This is a genomic window from Rhizobium arsenicireducens (genome assembly GCF_964021225.1).
This window is the reverse complement of record NZ_CAXHYK020000001.1, coordinates 3,427,501-3,444,986: the sequence shown is the minus strand read 5'-3', so window position 1 is coordinate 3,444,986 and position 17,486 is coordinate 3,427,501. Positions and strand designations below refer to the sequence as shown.

The 17,486-nt window shown below is 64.0% G+C and carries 13 protein-coding genes and 2 pseudogenes (1 of these 15 running past the window's edge); 7 read left to right on the top strand and 8 right to left on the bottom strand.

Annotated elements, in window-relative coordinates; all coding sequences use genetic code 11:
• Nucleotides 1–5 precede the first annotated feature (5 nt).
• The 3 genes and pseudogenes from hisA to hisB all read right to left on the bottom strand — a co-directional run bounded on the left by hisA (nucleotide 6) and on the right by hisB (nucleotide 2,131).
• The gene (hisA, locus tag ACWPVA_RS17040) at nucleotides 6–740 is read right to left on the bottom strand and encodes a 1-(5-phosphoribosyl)-5-[(5-phosphoribosylamino)methylideneamino]imidazole-4-carboxamide isomerase (protein ID WP_454288802.1); all 735 of its coding nucleotides are present in this window, start codon (nucleotides 738–740) and stop codon (nucleotides 6–8) included.
• Nucleotides 741–767: 27 nt separating this feature from the next.
• Nucleotides 768–1,419: pseudogene (gene hisH / locus ACWPVA_RS17035) on the bottom strand (imidazole glycerol phosphate synthase subunit HisH).
• A 103-nt stretch (nucleotides 1,420–1,522) separates the two neighbouring features.
• Nucleotides 1,523–2,131: an imidazoleglycerol-phosphate dehydratase HisB gene (hisB, locus tag ACWPVA_RS17030; protein WP_454289627.1), complete on the bottom strand. Its 609-nt coding sequence runs from the start codon at nucleotides 2,129–2,131 to the stop codon at nucleotides 1,523–1,525.
• A 191-nt stretch (nucleotides 2,132–2,322) separates the two neighbouring features.
• Between hisB and hslV the strand changes: the two genes are divergently transcribed.
• The 6 genes and pseudogenes from hslV to ACWPVA_RS17000 all read left to right on the top strand — a co-directional run bounded on the left by hslV (nucleotide 2,323) and on the right by ACWPVA_RS17000 (nucleotide 11,125).
• Nucleotides 2,323–2,850, top strand: coding sequence for an ATP-dependent protease subunit HslV (gene hslV / locus ACWPVA_RS17025; protein ID WP_454288801.1), 528 nt, complete (start codon nucleotides 2,323–2,325; stop codon nucleotides 2,848–2,850).
• A gap of 55 nt (nucleotides 2,851–2,905) precedes the next feature.
• A complete protein-coding gene (gene hslU / locus ACWPVA_RS17020) occupies nucleotides 2,906–4,189 on the top strand; it encodes an ATP-dependent protease ATPase subunit HslU (RefSeq protein ID WP_454289626.1) in 1,284 nt (427 codons plus the stop codon).
• An 85-nt stretch (nucleotides 4,190–4,274) separates the two neighbouring features.
• Nucleotides 4,275–5,282: a DUF1402 family protein gene (locus tag ACWPVA_RS17015; protein ID WP_454288800.1), complete on the top strand. Its 1,008-nt coding sequence runs from the start codon at nucleotides 4,275–4,277 to the stop codon at nucleotides 5,280–5,282.
• Nucleotides 5,283–5,321: 39 nt separating this feature from the next.
• Nucleotides 5,322–6,741 (top strand): annotated as a pseudogene (locus ACWPVA_RS17010) (cytochrome P450).
• Between the two features lie 96 nt (nucleotides 6,742–6,837).
• Nucleotides 6,838–8,844, top strand: coding sequence for a hydantoinase/oxoprolinase N-terminal domain-containing protein (locus ACWPVA_RS17005; RefSeq protein WP_454288799.1), 2,007 nt, complete (start codon nucleotides 6,838–6,840; stop codon nucleotides 8,842–8,844).
• Nucleotides 8,845–8,953: 109 nt separating this feature from the next.
• On the top strand, nucleotides 8,954–11,125 hold the full coding sequence (locus ACWPVA_RS17000) for a malate synthase G (RefSeq protein ID WP_454288798.1): 2,172 nt from the start codon (nucleotides 8,954–8,956) through the stop codon (nucleotides 11,123–11,125).
• A 73-nt stretch (nucleotides 11,126–11,198) separates the two neighbouring features.
• On the opposite strand, the gene ACWPVA_RS16995 is transcribed toward ACWPVA_RS17000, so the two are convergent.
• Nucleotides 11,199–11,873, bottom strand: coding sequence for a L,D-transpeptidase (locus tag ACWPVA_RS16995; RefSeq protein WP_454288797.1), 675 nt, complete (start codon nucleotides 11,871–11,873; stop codon nucleotides 11,199–11,201).
• Nucleotides 11,874–12,052: 179 nt separating this feature from the next.
• Here ACWPVA_RS16995 and ACWPVA_RS16990 point away from each other — a divergent pair, with 179 nt between their 5' ends.
• Nucleotides 12,053–12,538: an MmcB family DNA repair protein gene (locus ACWPVA_RS16990; RefSeq protein WP_454288796.1), complete on the top strand. Its 486-nt coding sequence runs from the start codon at nucleotides 12,053–12,055 to the stop codon at nucleotides 12,536–12,538.
• Nucleotides 12,539–12,542: 4 nt separating this feature from the next.
• On the opposite strand, the gene ACWPVA_RS16985 is transcribed toward ACWPVA_RS16990, so the two are convergent.
• The 4 genes from ACWPVA_RS16985 to ACWPVA_RS16970 form a co-directional block, all read right to left on the bottom strand.
• A complete protein-coding gene (locus tag ACWPVA_RS16985; RefSeq protein WP_454288795.1) occupies nucleotides 12,543–13,124 on the bottom strand; it encodes an ActR/PrrA/RegA family redox response regulator transcription factor in 582 nt (193 codons plus the stop codon).
• Nucleotides 13,125–13,210: 86 nt separating this feature from the next.
• Nucleotides 13,211–14,503 (bottom strand): ActS/PrrB/RegB family redox-sensitive histidine kinase, encoded by a 1,293-nt coding sequence (locus ACWPVA_RS16980; RefSeq protein WP_454288794.1) that lies wholly within the window; start codon nucleotides 14,501–14,503, stop codon nucleotides 13,211–13,213.
• A gap of 27 nt (nucleotides 14,504–14,530) precedes the next feature.
• Nucleotides 14,531–17,008 (bottom strand): ATP-dependent helicase HrpB, encoded by a 2,478-nt coding sequence (hrpB, locus tag ACWPVA_RS16975; RefSeq protein ID WP_454288793.1) that lies wholly within the window; start codon nucleotides 17,006–17,008, stop codon nucleotides 14,531–14,533.
• On the bottom strand, nucleotides 17,008–17,486 hold the end of the coding sequence (locus tag ACWPVA_RS16970) for an ornithine cyclodeaminase family protein (protein ID WP_454288792.1). Its footprint extends 484 nt past the window's final position; the window shows 479 of its 963 coding nt (coding positions 485–963); the start codon falls outside the window, past its right edge — the gene reads right to left on this strand; the stop codon is at nucleotides 17,008–17,010. Before ACWPVA_RS16970 ends, hrpB begins: the two co-directional genes overlap by 1 nt.

Here is a 17,486-nt window from a genome sequence, read left to right as displayed (position 1 = left end):
CTCGTTCAGGCGCAGGCGGCGCGGATCAGCGCCAGGGCTTCGGCCGGGTCGATGCGGCCGTCATAGAGCGCGCGGCCGGTGATCGCGCCTTCGAGCTTGGCCGCATCCGGTTCCAGCATCCGGCGGATGTCGTCCATCGAGGCAAGCCCGCCCGAGGCGATCACCGGAATGGACACGGCGTCGGCCAGCGAAAGCGTCAATTCCCAGTTGATGCCGGTCAGGATGCCGTCACGATCGATGTCGGTAAATATGATGGCCGATACGCCGGCCCCTTCGAACTTCTTCGCAAGCTCGATCACGCCCAGCTCGGAAGCTTCCGCCCAGCCCTCGACGGCGACCTTGCCGCCCTTGGCGTCGATACCGACGGCGATCTTGCCGGGGAAGCGCTTGCAGGCTTCGATCACCAGCGCCGGATCGCGCACGGCGACCGTGCCGAGGATGACGCGGGCGAGCCCGCGCTCGAGCCAGCTTTCGATATGTTCGAGGCTGCGGATGCCGCCGCCGAGCTGCACCGGGTTCTTCGTCGCCTTCAGGATCGCGTCGACCGCAGTCCCGTTGACGCTTGTCCCGGCAAAGGCGCCGTTCAGGTCGACCACATGCAGCCATTCGAAGCCCTGGTCCTCGAAGGCTTTCGCCTGGGCGCCGGGATCGGTGTTGTAGACGGTGGCCTGCTCCATGTCGCCCAGCTTGAGCCGCACGCACTGGCCGTCCTTGAGGTCGATGGCGGGAAAAAGGATCATGCTGAAATGTCCGATACTCGAGGAGACTTACGGTTGCCAGGAAAGGAAGTTGGCGATCAATTTTAGGCCGAGCGCCTGGCTCTTTTCCGGGTGGAACTGGGCGCCGACCATGTTGGCGCGACCGACAAAGGCGGTCATCGGCCCGCCGTAATCCGTGGTGGCGATAACGTCGTCCCGGTTTTCCGCGGCCAGGTGATAGGAATGGACGAAATAGGCGTGCAAGCCGTCCGGCCCTGTCTTGATCCCGTCGAACAGTGGATGCGGCTGGTGAAGGTCGAGCGTGTTCCAGCCGATCTGCGGGATCTTGAGGCTCGGATCGTCCGGGGTCATCTCGACCACGTCCCCCTTTATCCAGCCGAAGCCCGGCGTGATTGTCTTCTCCAGGCCGCGACTCGACATCAGCTGCATGCCGACGCAGATGCCGAAGAAGGGGCGGGCCTTCTTCTCGACAACGTCGACGATCGCCTCGTGCATGCCCGGGACGGCGTCGAGCCCACGGCGGCAGTCGGCATAGGCGCCCACACCCGGCAGCACGATGCGGTCGGCTGTGGCCACACGATCGGCCTTGTCTGTGCAGCTCGATGACAGCATCGACGCCGCTTTCGCGCGCCGCACGTTCGAAGGCCTTTGTTGCCGAACGGAGATTTCCGGATCCATAATCGATGATCGCCACGCGCATCGTCGAACGTCCTTTTCCTAAACGCGACGCCGTGGGGCCAAGGCCTCGAGACGCCGCAAAGCGATGATCAAGCTGCTTTCCTTGGCTCCCTGTCGGGCAGGCCTCAGACGAGGGTGCCCTTGGTCGACGGAACGCGGCTGGCCTGGCGCGGATCGATTTCGACGGCTGTCCGCAATGCCCGGGCCACGGCCTTGAAGCAGGTCTCGGCGATATGGTGGTTGTTGGCGCCGTAGTGGTTGAGGATATGCAGCGTGATGCCGGCATTCTGGGCCAGCGCCTGGAAGAACTCGCGCACCAGTTCGGTGTCGAAGGTGCCGATCTTCGGCGCGCTGAAGGCAACGTTCCAGACAAGGAAGGGCCGGCCCGAGACGTCGATCGCCGCCTTGGTCATCGTCTCGTCCATGGCAAGGTCGATCGAGGCGTAGCGGGTGATGCCGCGCCGGTCGCCGAGCGCCTTCGAGATGGCCTGGCCGATTGCGATCCCGGTGTCTTCGACCGTATGGTGATCGTCGATGTGCAGGTCGCCCTTCACGTCGATCTCCATGTCGATGAGCGAATGGCGCGAAAGCTGGTCGAGCATATGATCGAAGAAGCCGACGCCCGTGGAAATCCTGGCCGCGCCGGTGCCGTCGAGATTGACGGCTACCGAAACGGAGGTTTCGTTGGTTTTGCGGGAAATGCTTCCCGTGCGACGGATCATTGTTTCGCCCATCAGGGTCAGCTCCATGCCTTGGTCAGGGGTTCCTTATCAGGCGGTCGGTTAAATATCCAGCAAAAGCAGGCCGCGTTTTGCCGCGATGCGTCACAAGATTGCATTCGCGCGAGGTCCACTTACATAGGGATCAACCGAACGATTTCACGTTCCCAATCGAACGCCCGGCAGCCGGGCCAACAGGTGCGTAAATGACAACGATTATTACTGTGCGGAAGGGCGGAAAGGTCATCATGGCGGGCGATGGCCAGGTCAGCCTCGGCCAGACCGTGATGAAGGGCAATGCCCGCAAGGTGCGCCGGATCGGCAAGGGCGACGTGATCTCCGGTTTCGCCGGCGCGACCGCGGATGCCTTCACGCTGCTGGAGCGCCTGGAGAAGAAGCTCGAGCAATATCCCGGCCAGTTGATGCGCGCCGCCGTCGAGCTCGCCAAGGACTGGCGGACCGACAAGTACCTGCGCAATCTCGAGGCCATGATGCTGGTCGCCGACAAGACCATCACCCTTGCCATCACCGGCAATGGCGACGTGCTCGAACCCGAGCATGGCGCGATGGCGATCGGCTCTGGCGGCAACTATGCCTTGGCGGCTGCCCGCGCCCTGATGGACAGCGACAAGTCGGCGGAGGAGATCGCTCGCCAGGCCATGGCGATCGCCGCCGAGATCTGCGTCTATACCAACGACAATATCGTGGTCGAGTCGCTCGACAGCGACAACTGATCCCCTTTCCTCCGACTCTTGGAACAAGCGACATGACGACTTTTTCTCCCGCGAGATCGTATCCGAACTCGACCGCTTCATCATCGGACAGCACGAGGCGAAACGTGCCGTGGCGATCGCGCTGCGCAACCGGTGGCGCCGCCAGCAGCTCGACGAAGATCTGCGCGACGAGGTGATGCCGAAGAACATCCTGATGATCGGCCCGACCGGCGTCGGCAAGACGGAAATCTCGCGACGCCTCGCCAAGCTTGCAGGCGCCCCCTTCATCAAGGTCGAGGCGACGAAGTTCACCGAAGTCGGTTATGTCGGCCGCGACGTGGAACAGATCATCCGCGATCTGGTCGAGGTCGGCATCGGCCTGGTGCGTGAGAAGAAGCGCGCCGAAGTCCAGGCCAAGGCCCATGCCGGCGCCGAGGAACGCGTCCTCGATGCGCTGGTCGGCGCGACAGCCTCCCCGGCAACCCGCGACAGCTTCCGCAAGAAACTGCGTGCCGGCGAGATGGACGACAAGGAAATCGACATCGAGATCGCCGATAGCGGCAGCAGCATGCCCGGCTTCGAGGTTCCCGGAATGCCGGGTGGCAATGTCGGCATTCTCAACCTGTCGGAAATGTTCGGCAAGGCCATGGGTGGCCGCACCAAGAAAGTACGCACCACGGTAAAGGCTTCCTATGCCGACCTGGTCCGCGACGAGTCCGACAAGCTGATCGACAACGAAGTAATCCAGCGCGAGGCCGTCCGCTCGGCCGAGAACGACGGCATCGTATTCCTCGACGAGATCGACAAGATCGCCGCCCGTGAGGGTGGCATGGGGGCAGGCGTTTCGCGCGAAGGTGTTCAGCGCGACCTGTTGCCGCTGGTCGAAGGCACCACCGTGTCGACCAAGTACGGGCCGGTGAAGACGGACCACATCCTCTTCATCGCCTCGGGCGCCTTCCACGTGTCGAAGCCTTCGGACCTACTGCCCGAACTGCAGGGCCGCCTACCGATCCGCGTCGAGCTGAAGCCACTCACCAAGGAGGACTTCCGCCGCATCCTGACCGAGACCGAGGCGAGCCTTATCCGCCAGTACAAGGCGCTGATGGCGACGGAGGAACTCGATCTCGACTTTACCGAAGATGCGATCGATGCGCTGGCCGATGTTGCGGTCAAGCTCAATACCTCGGTCGAGAACATCGGTGCACGACGCCTGCAAACCGTAATGGAACGCGTGCTGGACGATATCTCGTTCAACGCGCCCGATCGCGGCGGTTCGAAGGTCATGATCGATTCGGCCTATGTGGCCGAACATGTCGGCGAGATTGCCGCCGATGCCGACCTGTCGCGCTATATCCTGTAGCGCCAAGTAGAAATTGCGGCCTTCGTCGAAGGAATGCCGCAAATGTGACGCAGGGCAACATCGACAATCACGGCCTTGCTTCTGTATGGGTGGCAGCCGAGAAGCAAATTGCCTATTGAAAACTTGGAGTGATGGTATCGTGGGTCGAATTACTGGGGCATTCTTTCTGGCGCTGCTCGTTCTTGCGCCGGCAGGCGTGAACGCGGGACCTCTCCGTGTCGTGCCTGAAGGCAACCGTAATGCTGAACAGCCTTCGATCCCTGGTGCTTCCGTGCGGCGCACTCAGGCCGGAAAGACAACGTTCGACCTGAAATACGAGAAGGTGCGCGATCTTCTGGCCTCCGACGATCGGCTGCGGTCGAAGATCAAGAAGACGGCGGCGATCTACGGCATCGATCCGATCCATATGGTCGGCGCGATCGTCGGCGAGCATACCTTCAACGTCGATGCCTATGACAGTCTTCAGAGCTATTATGTGAAGGCGGCAGCCTATGCCGGCAACAGCTTCCGTTTCGCCTATGACGGCGAGCGGATTGCCGATTTTATCGCCCGCCCGGAATTTTCCGAATGCGCCGGGATGAAGGATTCCTACAAGCTGTGGTCCTGTCGCGAGGATGTCTGGGAAGACAAGTTCCGCGGCCGCAGCGTCGAGGGAAAATCCTATCCCAACAACCGCTTCAGCGCCGTGTTCTTCCAGCCCTTCTATGCGGGCCAGACCTTTGGCCTCGGACAGATCAATCCACTGACAGCCTTGATGGTCTCGGATCTGGTATCGCAGAAATCGGGCATCGCAAGACTGGATGAGAACGACGCGGCCGGCGTCTACAAGGCGATCATGGATCCCGACATTTCGCTCGCATTCATGGCGGGTGTCTTGTGTAAGGCGATCGACGACTACAGCACGGTCGCTGGCATGGACATTTCGAAAAATCCCGGTGTGACGGCGACTCTGTTCAACGTCGGCAATTCGCTGCAGCGAGCGAGAGTGCTTGCCGCGCGGAACGCGGGTGCTGGGTCACCCGTCTGGCCGCAGGAGAACTACTACGGGTGGTTGGTCAACGACCGACTGGATGAACTCAAGGGCCTGTTCTAGTCCGCGCGGGGCTGGGCGAGCCACAGCCGGAGCGGAGGCATGGAAGGTATCGACAACCCCAACCAATTCGAGCCGCCGGCACCCCTGCCACGTCCCATACCGCCGTCTCGGCTCGAGATCATTCGCACTGTCTTGCGCAACCCGCTCGAGCTTCTGGGGCGTGCCTTCCTATACCTTGCCCTGGATCGAGACCCGGTTCTTTGGCCGCACCACCGTGATCGTCAACGATCCCGGTCTGATCCGCCACGTGCTGGTGGACAATTCGAGCAACTACGTGATGGACAAGGTACGCCAGCTGGTCTTGCGTCCGATCCTGCGCGACGGGCTGCTGACCGCCGAGGGAGACGTATGGAAGCGCTCGCGCAAGGCGATGGCGCCCGTCTTCACCCCGCGCCATGCGCGCGGCTTTGCCCGCCAGATGCTGGACAAGAGCGAGGAATTCGCCGCGCGCTACGCGACTGACCATGCGCGAGGGACGGTGCGCGACATCGCCGCCGACATGACCGGGCTCACCTATCTCATCCTCTCCGAGACGCTGTTTTCCGGCGAGATTGCCACCGACGGCGATGACGTCGCCGGCGATGTCGATGCGCTGTTGCACCATATGGGGCGCATCGATCCGCTCGACATGCTGGCGGCTCCGGGGTGGATTCCCCGGCTCGCCCGGCTGCGTGGCCATGGCGTGCTGCGCAAGTTTCGCGCGCTGGTCCGGTCGACCATGGAAAAGCGCAAGGCGGCGATCGCGCGGGACCCGCAATCGGCGCCCCGCGATTTCCTCACCCTGCTGCTCGAGGTCGAAGGACCGCAGGGCCTGACGACCGAGGAGGTCGAGGACAATATCCTGACCTTCATCGGCGCCGGCCACGAGACCACCGCCCGGGCGCTCGCCTGGACCTTCTTCTGCATAGCCAACTGTCCCGACATCCGGGATCGCATGGAGGCCGAGATCGACGCCGTGCTCGACAGCGGTGCGGATCCGGTGAACTGGTTGGAGCGCATGCCGCTGGTGCGCGCCGCCTTCGAGGAGGCGCTGAGGCTCTATCCGCCGGCTCCGTCGATCAACCGCCAGGCCGTTGCGGACGACCACTTCGAGGCGCCCGACGGCACGGCGATCGATATCCGCAAGGGCGCGACGATCCTCATCATGCCCTGGACGCTGCACCGGCATGAACTCTACTGGGAAAACCCGCGCGCCTTCGATCCGAACCGTTTCCTGCCTGAAAACCGCGAAAGGATCGGCCGTTTCCAATATCTGCCGTTCGGCGCCGGGGCACGGGTCTGCATCGGCGCGACCTTCGCCCTGCAGGAGGCCGTCATCGCGCTCGCCGTCCTGATGCGGCACTATCGCTTCGACATGACTGATGAAACTCGGCCCTGGCCAGTGCAGAAGCTGACGGTGCAGCCGGCCGGCGGTCTGCCGATGCGTGTCACCGAGCGGGCTGCGGTTTCGCGGCCATGATTTGCCGTTTGTCAGCTATTGCGGCGGCATTTGCCCGTGCGATAAGGGCTTGATCCACTTACGTGCAAATCCTCTTGAACCACCGGGGCAGTTGGCGTGACACTTCATTACCTGTTGGGCATCGATACCGGCGGAACCTATACCGACGCCGTGCTCTACAGCGAAACACAAGGTATCCTCACCAAGGCCAAGGCGCTGACGACGCGCCATGATCTGGCGATCGGCATTGCGGAAGCGCTGGAAAAGGTCATCCAGACCTCCGGCGTCCCGGTCGAGGCGATCGGTCTGGTGGCGTTGTCGACGACGCTTGCCACCAATGCGTTGGTCGAAGGGCAGGGCGGACGCGCCGGCCTCGTCATGATCGGCTTTGGCCCCGACGACCTGAAGCGCGACGGTCTGGCCGATGCGCTCGGCTCCGATCCCGTGATTTATCTCACCGGCGGTCATGATGTGCACGGCACCGAGACGCCGCTCGATCTCTCTCCCCTCGAAAAAGCTCTGCCTGAACTGAGCGAAAAGGTCTCGTCCTTCGCCATTGCCGGCTATTTCGCCGTGCGCAATCCGGCTCATGAAATCCGGGTGCGGGATTTCATCCGCGCTCATTGCCCCCTGCCGGTGACCTGCAGCCACGAGCTGTCGTCCAAGCTCGGCGGTCCGCGCCGGGCGCTCACCACGCTGCTCAATGCCCGCCTGGTATCGATGATCGACCGGCTTGTCGGTGCCTGCGAGGACTTCCTGGCGAGGCGCGGCATCGTTGCGCCGCTAATGGTTGTGCGCGGCGATGGTGCGCTGATCTCCGCGGCGGAGGCGCGGCTGAGACCAATCGAGACGATCCTTTCAGGGCCCGCGGCAAGCCTGGTCGGCGCGCGCCATCTGACCGGACTTGCCAATGCCGTCGTCTCCGACATTGGTGGTACGACCACCGATGTGGCGATCCTCGAGGACGGACGCCCACGCCTTGACGCGGACGGTGCCGTGGTCGGCGGATACCGCACCATGGTCGAGGCGGTGGCCATGCGCACCTATGGCCTCGGCGGTGATTCGGAGGTAAGGATCGACGACCGCAGCATGAATGCGCGGATCGATCTCGGGCCCCGGCGGCTGTTGCCGCTTAGCCTTGCGGCGACCCTGCATGGAAAGGCGGTCATCGACGTTCTCGAACGGCAGCTGGGCGCGGCCCATATGGGGCGCCACGACGGGCGCCTTGCGGTCCGCACCGGCGTGCCGGATCATCTGGCTGCCGGCCTGGCACCGCAGGAAGCGGCGCTGTTCGCTCGCATCGGATCGGAGCCCGTGGCGCTTGATCAACTGATGACGGCAACGTCGCAGCTGGCGACGCTTGATCGGCTGGTGGCGCGCGGGCTCGTGCATATCTGTGGCATCACGCCCTCGGACGCCATGCATGTGCTCGGCCGGCAGGGCCAGTGGAATCGGGAGGCGGCGGATCTGGGGCTGAGGCTCGCGATGCGCCGCAGGAATGGCGCCGGCCAGCCGATTTCCACCTCGTCGGAGGACCTTGGCAGGCGGATCGTCGACCGGCTGACGCGCCAGTCGGCGGAGGTTATTCTCTCGGCCGTCCTTCCCGAGGCCGGGATGGCCGATGTCGATCCGGCCCGCTCGCTGCTGATCGACCATGCGCTGCGGCGTGAGGCCGGCATCGTGCGCTTCGCCCTGTCGCTCGACCGTCCGCTGGTCGGGCTCGGCGCCTCGGCCCCGGTCTACTATCCGGCAATCGGCGACATGCTGTCGGTGGCCTGCGAAGTCCCGGCGGATGCGGATGTCGCCAATGCGGTCGGCGCGGTGGTGGGGCGGGTCCGTGCCACCGTCACCGTCTTCGTCACCGCGCCGGAGGACGGCATCTTCATGCTGTCCGGCGCCGGAGATGGCCGCCGATTCACCGACGAGGAAATGGCATTCGAGGCTGCGCGCGAAAGGGCAAGCCAAGGGGCGCTCGAACATGCCCGGCAGAATGGCGCCGTCGATGCGGTGCTGGCCCTCGCCGAGGAGATCGATGCGCCCGAGATCGACGGCAGCCGCAAGCTCATCGAAGCGCGTTTCATCGCCACGGCGAGCGGCAGGCCGCGCCTGGCCCACGGAGAATAATTTCCAATCCGGCACAAATCTTTGTAATTTGTGCTCGATTGACAATCAATCAGAACAGATCAAAGTCTCACCACGAAAGCTAGAGCCAGATTTGCGAGGAGACAGGGCCATGAGCCGGATCGAGAGCCACGGACTTTCCATCGACACCGAACTTCACCAGTTCCTGATCGACAAGGCATTGCCGGGAACCGGGGTCGACCCGGAGATATATTTCAAGGGCTTGTCGGCCATCGTGCACGACCTCGCGCCGAAGAACCGGACGCTTTTGGCCAAGCGCGACGAGATGCAGGCCAAGATCGACGCCTGGCACAAGCAGAATGGCGCGCCGATCGACATGGATGCCTACGAGGCTTTCCTGCGCGAGATCGGCTATCTCCTGCCGGAAGGCGGCGAGGTCAAGGTTTCCACCTCCAATGTCGATGCCGAGATCACCCGGATCGCCGGGCCGCAGCTCGTCGTTCCGGTCATGAACGCACGCTATGCTCTGAACGCGGCGAATGCCCGTTGGGGTTCGCTCTATGACGCGCTCTACGGGACGGATGCGATCGCCGAAACCGACGGCGCCGAAAAGGGTAAGGGCTACAATCCCGTCCGCGGCGCCAAGGTCATCGCCTGGGGTCGGCAGCTGCTGGATGATTCGGCGCCGCTTGCCGCCGGTAGCTGGAGCAATGTCGCCGGCCTGTCGATCGACAAGGGCGCGCTGTTCGTCACGCTGTCCGATGGTGGCGTCACCGGCCTCTCCGACCCGGCGCAGCTTGCCGGCTATCACGGCGCTGCCCACCAGCCGGAGACGGTCCTGCTGGTCAAGAACAACCTGCACACCGAGATCGTCATCGATGCGAACGGCATGATCGGCAAGACCGATCCGGCGCATATCAACGACATCTGGCTCGAATTGGCGATCACGACGATCATGGACTGCGAGGATTCGGTCGCCGCCGTCGATGCCGAAGACAAGGTCGTCGTCTATGGCAACTGGCTCGGCCTGATGAAGGGCGACCTGACCGAGGAGGTCTCGAAGGGCGGCAAGGCGTTTACTCGTGCGCTGAACGCAGACCGTACATACACCAAGCCGGACGGTTCGACCCTCACGCTGCACGGCCGTTCGCTGATGCTGGTGCGCAATGTCGGCCACCTGATGACCAACTCGGCCGTGCTCGACCGGGACGGCAACGAGGTACCGGAAGGCATCATGGACGCTGCGGTCACCGCGCTGATCGCCCTGCACGATATCGGCGCGAACGGCCGACGCGCCAATTCGCGCAACGGCTCTATGTATGTCGTCAAGCCCAAGATGCACGGTCCGGAAGAGGTCGCCTTCGCCTGCGAGATCTTCTCGCGCGTCGAGGCCCTGATCGGCATGGCACCGAATACAATCAAGATGGGCATCATGGACGAGGAGCGCCGCACGACGGTCAACCTCAAGGAATGCATCCGCGCCGCCAAGGAGCGCGTGGTGTTCATCAACACCGGCTTCCTCGACCGCACCGGTGACGAGATCCACACTTCGATGGAAGCCGGCCCGATGATCCGCAAGGGCGACATGAAGCAGGCGGCCTGGATCGCGGCCTATGAGAACTGGAACGTCGACATCGGCCTGGAATGTGGCCTGTCTGGTCATGCCCAGATCGGCAAGGGCATGTGGGCCATGCCCGACTTGATGGCGGCTATGCTGGAACAGAAGATCGCCCATCCGAAGGCTGGGGCGAACACCGCCTGGGTTCCGTCACCGACGGCTGCGACCCTGCATGCCACGCACTACCACCGGGTCAATGTTGCGGACGTCCAGGCGGGCCTGAAGAGCCGCCCGCGCGCCAATCTGCGTGACATCCTGTCGGTGCCGGTGGCAGTGCGCCCGAACTGGACGCCTGAAGAAATCCAGCGCGAACTCGACAACAATGCCCAGGGCATTCTCGGCTACGTCGTGCGCTGGATCGACCAGGGGGTCGGCTGCTCCAAGGTTCCCGACATCAATAATGTCGGCCTGATGGAAGACCGCGCGACGCTGCGCATCTCCGCCCAGCACATGGCCAACTGGCTCCATCACGGCGTTGTCACCGAGGCGCAGATCCTCGAGACGATGAAGCGGATGGCCGTCGTCGTCGACGGCCAGAACGCGGGCGATCCCGCCTATCGGCCGATGGCCGGCAATTTCGACGGCTCGATCGCCTTCAAGGCCGCGCTCGACCTGGTGCTGAAGGGCCGCGAACAGCCGAACGGCTATACCGAGCCGGTTCTGCATCGCCGCCGCCTCGAACTGAAGGCCAGCCTCGCAGGCTGAGCCGAGCAAAGCGCAAACGAAAAAGCCGCCGGAGCGATCCGGCGGCTTTTTGCATGGGAACGCTTCGAAGCGCTTACTGCTGGACGACGACGCGGGCGCCCTTGCCCGGACGGACGCGGCTGTAGAGGTCGATGATGTCCTGGTTCATCAGGCGGATGCAGCCCGACGAGGCGGCGGTGCCGATCGAGGCCCATTCCGGCGTGCCGTGCAGGCGGAAGAGCGTGTCCTGGCCCTTCTCGTTGAACAGATAGAGGGCGCGTGCGCCGAGCGGATTGCGAAGTCCCGGGCCCATGCCGTTTTCGACATACTGGGCGATGTCCGGTTTGCGCTGGGCCATTTCCTTCGGCGGATGCCAGGTCGGCCATTCCTGTTTCCAGGCGACATAGGCTTCGCCCTGCCAGGCAAACCCCTGCTTGCCGACGCCGATGCCGTAGCGAACAGCCTTGCCGTTCGGCAGAACGTAATAGAGGAAGCGCTCGCGCGTATTGACGACGATCGTGCCCGGCCGTTCCTTCGTCTGGTAGGAGACGATCTGACGATGGAACTTTTGGTTGACCTTATTGATCGGGATCGCCGGTAGCGCGTAGCCCGCGTCCGTGACAGCCCCGTAGGAATTGGTGAAGATCTTGGCGGTTGTGGTTTCGGCCTTTGCGGGCGTGCCGGATGCGGTATCAGTCGTGGTCGTGCAACCGGTGAGGCCGATCGTCGCGACGAGGCCGATCACAGTCAAAGCATTGCGGAGGCGCATGGGAAAAACTCGTTCATTCGGGCTGGGAGATGGTGATCTCGACCATCTTTGATTATGGTTTATTTTTGATTAAAAGCGCCTTGGCAAGTGGCGGGCAGCCACCCGGTCACTCCGGCGCTGCAAAATGACCGCACATGGTTTTTTTGCAACATGCGGATCTGCTTCCTTGGACATGATTCATGACGATTCTCTCTATCGCGGTAAACAATCCATTAATCGATGGCCGCCAGTCCGAGCGGGCCATGCTGGTGCGCCGTGGCGTCCAGGTCCTGCTCAATGACATGCGGCTCGCGGTGCTGCCCGAACTGGCGCTCGCCAACGGCCGCCGTGCCGATCTGGTCGGGCTTTCGGAAAGGGGTGAGATCTGGATCATCGAGATAAAATCCTCGATCGAAGATTTTCGCGTCGACCGCAAATGGCCGGATTACCGCGCCTATTGCGACCGGCTGCTCTTCGCCACCCATCCGGACGTGCCGCTCGACATCTTTCCGGCGGATTGCGGCCTTCTGCTCTCGGATGGCTACGGCGCCCATCTGCTACGCGAGGCGCCGGAACACAAGTTGCCACCCGCCACCCGCAGGTCTGTCACCCTCGATTTTTCACGCACCGCCGCCCAGCGGCTGATGATGGCGGAATGGGCCGCGCGTGCACCGGCCCGCGACTAAAGCCCTATCTTGGAGCGCGCTTGGCGAGAATGCGCTGCAAAGTCCTGCGGTGCATGTTGAGCCGGCGCGCCGTCTCGGAGACGTTGCGGTCGCAGCTTTCGAACACGCGCTGGATATGCTCCCACCGGACCCGGTCGGCCGACATCGGATTTTCGGGCACCTCGGCCTTTTCACCCGGTCGCTGGGTCAGCGCCAGAAAGATCTCGTCGGCATCGGCGGGCTTGGCCAGATAGTCGAGCGCGCCGAGCTTCACGGCGGTCACCGCCGTGGCGATATTGCCGTAGCCGGTCAGCACGACGATATGGGTATCGGATTTCTGCTGGCGGATCACCTCGATGACATCGAGGCCATTGCCGTCACCGAGCCGCAGGTCGACCACCGCATATTTCGGTGGTGCTGCCTTCGCCTTGGCGATTCCCTCGGCGACCGAAGCGGCCATCTCCACGGCAAAGCCCCGCGATTCCATGGCGCGCGCCAGGCGCCGCAGAAAGGGGGCGTCGTCGTCAACGATCAGCAGGGTCGGGTTCGGGCCCAATACGCCCTCGCCGGGTGCGCGCGAGAGGTCGGACGGAGTATTTTCTGTCATGACTGAGCATTCCTGCGGGGCGATCTTGAGCGTCACTGTGTGGTTATGGCCAGTATTGGCCAGGCGGTAAAGTCATTTTGCCGTATTCAGGCTTCCATCCGATGCCGTGGCCAGACGATCTCGACCCTGGCACCCGGCCGTTCCGCTCCGCGGTTTTCAAAGCGCAGCCGTGCCCCGGAGCGCTCGAGCAGCGTCTTGGCGATGAACAGGCCGAGCCCCAGGCCGCCCGCCTTGTCGTCGCGATGGCGATTCGTCACATAGGGTTCGCCGATGCGCTGCAGCACGTCCGGCGAATAGCCGATGCCGTCGTCCTCGATGGTGATCGCCACCCTGGACGCATCGTGCTCCACAGTCACCGTGACCTTTTCACGGGCAAAATCGACGGCGTTCTCGACCAGATTGCCAAGGCCGTAGAGGATGGCAGCATTGCGGATGCCGACGGGTTCCTTGGCGCGCTCCGACTTTTCGATCAGTTCCAGCTTGATGCCGAATTCGCGATGCGGCGCCAGCACGTCCTCGATGAGCGAGGAGAGCGGCAGGTGACGCATGTGCTCCTCGCTCTCGGAGGGTAGTGTCGCGATGCGTTTCAGGATGTCGCGGCATCGCTCGCTCTGGCTGCGCAGGAGCTGGATGTCCTCGCCGAATCGTTCGTCGTTGCCGAGTTCGCGCTCCATCTCCTTGGCCACCAGGCTGATGGTGGCCAGCGGCGTCCCGAGCTCGTGTGCGGCGGCGGCGGCAAGCCCGTCGAGCTGTGAAAGATGCTTTTCCCGTTGCAGAACCAGCTCGGTTGCCGACAGCGCATCGGCAAGCAGCGTGGCTTCCTGAGAAACACGGTAGGCATAGAACGCGGCAAAGGCCATCATCGAGGCGATGGCGAACCACACGCCCAACTGCATCACCGGCTGGAGTGTCGGGGCGTCGCCCGCGTACCAGGGAAGCGGATAGGGCGAGAAGGGGAGAGCCGAAATCAGCATCATGGCCAGCGCAAAGAGCGCTAGCGCATGCCGCAGCGGCTGCGAGGCAAAGGATATGATGACAGGCACGCAGATCAGCGGGGCAAAAGGATTGGCCAGACCCCCGGTGATAAACAGCAAGGCTCCAAGTTGTAGGAGGTCGAGGCCGAGCACCGCAAAGGCCGCAATCGGTTCGAGCCGATAGGTCGGCGGAAACCAAACGGAAAGCAGGAAGTTGGCGACCGCCAGCGCTCCGATCAGCACGGCGCAGGTGAGGAGCGGCAAGGGGAAATTCAACCCGAATGCGACGATGAGCACGGTCACGCCTTGTCCTGCGACCGCAAGCCAACGCAGCCGAACCAGAGTCTGCAAGCGCAGTCTCCGGCTTGATGGCCCGAATGGCATTGCCGTGTCCGGTGTGGTCATCCCTTCAGCCTCCTTGATGCTGTCATGTCAGGTGCCGCGCGGCTTGGCGCGGGTCGTCGGCAAGGCTTCAGCCGGATTCTCCGGCCATGGATGCTTCGGATAGCGTCCCCGCATGTCGGCCCGCACGTCTTTCCAGGAACCGGCCCAGAAACCGGGCAGGTCGCGCGTCGTCTGGATGGGCCTGTGTGCTGGTGAGGTCAACTCCAGCACCAGCGGCATTTTGCCCCCGCCGATCGCCGGATGGGTCTTGAGGCCGAACAGTTCCTGCACGCGGATTGCAAGCACGGGCTCTGTTCCGTCATAGCGGATAGGGTGGTTCTGGCCCGTGGGAGCGGTGAAATGGGTGGGCGCCAGCCGGTCGAGATCGCGTTGCAAACCATAGGGCACCAGCGCCATCAGGCCGTCGAACAGCGTGCCGGGCGACAGGTCGTCAAGCCCACGCGCATTGGACTGATAGGGCGTGAACCATTCCTCGAGGGTCTCGAGGAGTGCCGCATCCGACATGTCCGGCCAGGGTGGGCCGATCGTGCGGTGAAGAAAACCGACCCGCTGGCGCAACTGCTCGGCAGCCTTGGAAAAGGGCAGGGCACCGATCCCGACCTGCCGCACACCCTCGGCGAGTGCTGCGGCCGCGGCAGGGCCTGTCGGTCGCGCCAGGGGCGTTTCGTCTAGTACGATGGCACCGAGACGGGTGATCCGCCGCGCGCGGACCTGCCGGCTTGCAAGGTCGAAGAAGCACTCGTCGCCGCGCTGGATGGCATCGGGAAGCGTGACCTCGATTTGCCCGCGCTGGATCTCCGCTGCCGCAAGCACGCGGCCCTGCGCCGCGCGGCCGGTCAGGTCGGCAATCACCAGCATGTCGGCGCCTGCCAGCCGCTCGGTCTCCGGGATTTCGGCACCGCGGCCATTGGCCATCACGAAGCGGCCTCGCCCGCCGCGCCTGAGCGCGATCCGGTCGGGATAGGCATGCAGCAGCAATTGCCCTGCGGTTGGGGAGGCGGCGGTCAAAGAGGATGTCGAACCTTTCGCTTGAGTGACTCCAGAGGCGAGCCGCTGGGCGAGCTTTCGGGCCGAAACGGCGCGGTCGCCGCGGTCCTGGCGGAAAAGGCGCAGCCGTTCGTCGATGTCGATGCCCGTGCCGCCGAGCCCCTGTTCGGTCAGCAGCACGGCGATTTCGGCCGCCGGCCTGGCTGCGCCCTCGTCCGCACCGGCCAGCACCATGGCGGAAAGCCGGACAGGAAGGCCGAGGTCACGCATGCGGCGACCTCTCGCGGTCATCGCGCCGGATGGGTCCAGCGCCCCGATCAGCCGAAGTAGCGCACGCGCCTCGTTCCACGCGGCGGCCGGAGGCGCATCGATGAAAGACAGGGCTTGTGGATCGAGCACGCCCCAATGCGCCATGTCGAGGACCAGGTTGGACAAGTCGCCGGACAACATTTCCGGCGGGGTAAAGGCCGGAAGCGCCGCCGTCTGGCCCGCGTGCCAGAGGCGAATGGCGATGCCGGGCTCGGTTCTCCCCGCGCGCCCGGCCCGTTGGTCGGCCGAAGCGCGCGACACCCGAACCGTCTCCAGGCGGGTGATCCCGGTCGATGGCTCGAAGACCGGCAGGCGCTGCAGCCCGCTGTCGATCACCACCCGAACGCCGTCGATCGTGATCGATGTTTCGGCGATGGAGGTTGCGAGCACGACCTTGCGTTTTCCGGCCGGCGCCGGGCGGATGGCCGCATCCTGTTCCTTCTGGCTGAGATTGCCGTAGAGCGGCGCGATCAAGGTATCGGCGTCGAGACGCCCTTCCATCCGCTCTGCGACCCGGCGGATTTCCGCCTGTCCGGGAAGGAAGGCGAGGATCGATCCACTCTCGGTCGCATGCGCCTGCAGGATGGCCGATGTCACCGTATCCTCGATGCGTTCCCCGCCCGGCCGATCGCGATAACGGATGTCGATCGGAAAACTCCGCCCCTCGCTGCGAATGATCGGAGCATCGCCGAGCAGGGCGGCTATCCGGTCGATGTCGAGCGTCGCCGACATGACCAGGATGCGCAGGTCCGGCCTGAGGACCGATTGCGCGTCAAGCGCCAGCGCCAGGCCGAAGTCGGCGTCAAGCGAGCGTTCGTGGAACTCGTCGAACAGCACGGCGGCAATGCCGGGAAGCTCCGGATCTTCGAGGATCATCCGGGCAAACACGCCCTCGGTGACCACCTCGATGCGCGTCCGTGACGATATGCGGTTATCGAGACGCATACGATAGCCCACCGTCTCGCCGACGCCCTCTCCCAGCAGGCTTGCCATGCGGCCGGCGGCTGCCCGCGCGGCCAGCCGCCGCGGCTCGAGCACGATGATCCGGCCGTCGCCGCGCCAGGGCTGATCGAGAAGATGCAGCGGCACAATCGTCGTCTTGCCGGCGCCGGGTGGCGCCGACAGAATCGACCGGTTGTTGGCCTGGAGCGCGGCTGCGATCGCCGGCAGGCTTTCGGTGACGGGGAGGCGCGGCAGGACGACAGCCATCACAATTCCTGGAGAACGAGGGGCTCCATGACAGTCTCGTAGGCGAGGATCGCACCGGCAAGGTCTTCGAGTGCCGCTCCGACCGACTTGAACAATGTAATCTCCTCGTCCCCCGAACGGCCCTTGTGCCGGCCGGCGGCGAGGTCGAAGAGGTCGCCCCTGATGTCTGCCTCCGTGATGACGCCAGCCTTCAGCGGCTGCAGGATGTCGCCCGCCTCACTCATAGCGCCGGCGCGCGTGTCGACGAAGATCGTCGCGCGCCGTACCGCCTCGTCGTCGCTTTCGCGCATGCTCGGCTTGAAGGCGCCGATCAGGTCAAGATGGGCGCCGGGTTTCAGCCAGGCGCCATGGACCAGCGGTTCGCTCGAAAGCGTCGCGCAGGAGATGATGTCGGCGACCCGGGCCGTGGCTTCGAGATCACTGCAGGCGACGGCGTCGAACCCGAGCAGGCGCGCCTCTTCCGCGGTCTTCTCGGCAT

Excerpts from the sequence above, each read along its gene's own strand:
- ACWPVA_RS16980 (WP_454288794.1), bottom strand. The coding sequence starts at position 14,503 with ATGACCACACCGGACACGGCAATGCCATTCGGGCCATCAAGCCGGAGA.
- ACWPVA_RS17000 (WP_454288798.1), top strand. The coding sequence starts at position 8,954 with ATGAGCCGGATCGAGAGCCACGGACTTTCCATCGACACCGAACTTCAC.
- ACWPVA_RS16990 (WP_454288796.1), top strand. The coding sequence starts at position 12,053 with ATGACGATTCTCTCTATCGCGGTAAACAATCCATTAATCGATGGCCGC.
- ACWPVA_RS16985 (WP_454288795.1), bottom strand. The coding sequence starts at position 13,124 with ATGACAGAAAATACTCCGTCCGACCTCTCGCGCGCACCCGGCGAGGGC.
- hisA (WP_454288802.1), bottom strand. The coding sequence starts at position 740 with ATGATCCTTTTTCCCGCCATCGACCTCAAGGACGGCCAGTGCGTGCGG.
- ACWPVA_RS16995 (WP_454288797.1), bottom strand. The coding sequence starts at position 11,873 with ATGCGCCTCCGCAATGCTTTGACTGTGATCGGCCTCGTCGCGACGATC.
- hrpB (WP_454288793.1), bottom strand. The coding sequence starts at position 17,008 with ATGGCTGTCGTCCTGCCGCGCCTCCCCGTCACCGAAAGCCTGCCGGCG.
- ACWPVA_RS17015 (WP_454288800.1), top strand. The coding sequence starts at position 4,275 with ATGGGTGGCAGCCGAGAAGCAAATTGCCTATTGAAAACTTGGAGTGAT.
- hisB (WP_454289627.1), bottom strand. The coding sequence starts at position 2,131 with ATGGGCGAAACAATGATCCGTCGCACGGGAAGCATTTCCCGCAAAACC.
- hslV (WP_454288801.1), top strand. The coding sequence starts at position 2,323 with ATGACAACGATTATTACTGTGCGGAAGGGCGGAAAGGTCATCATGGCG.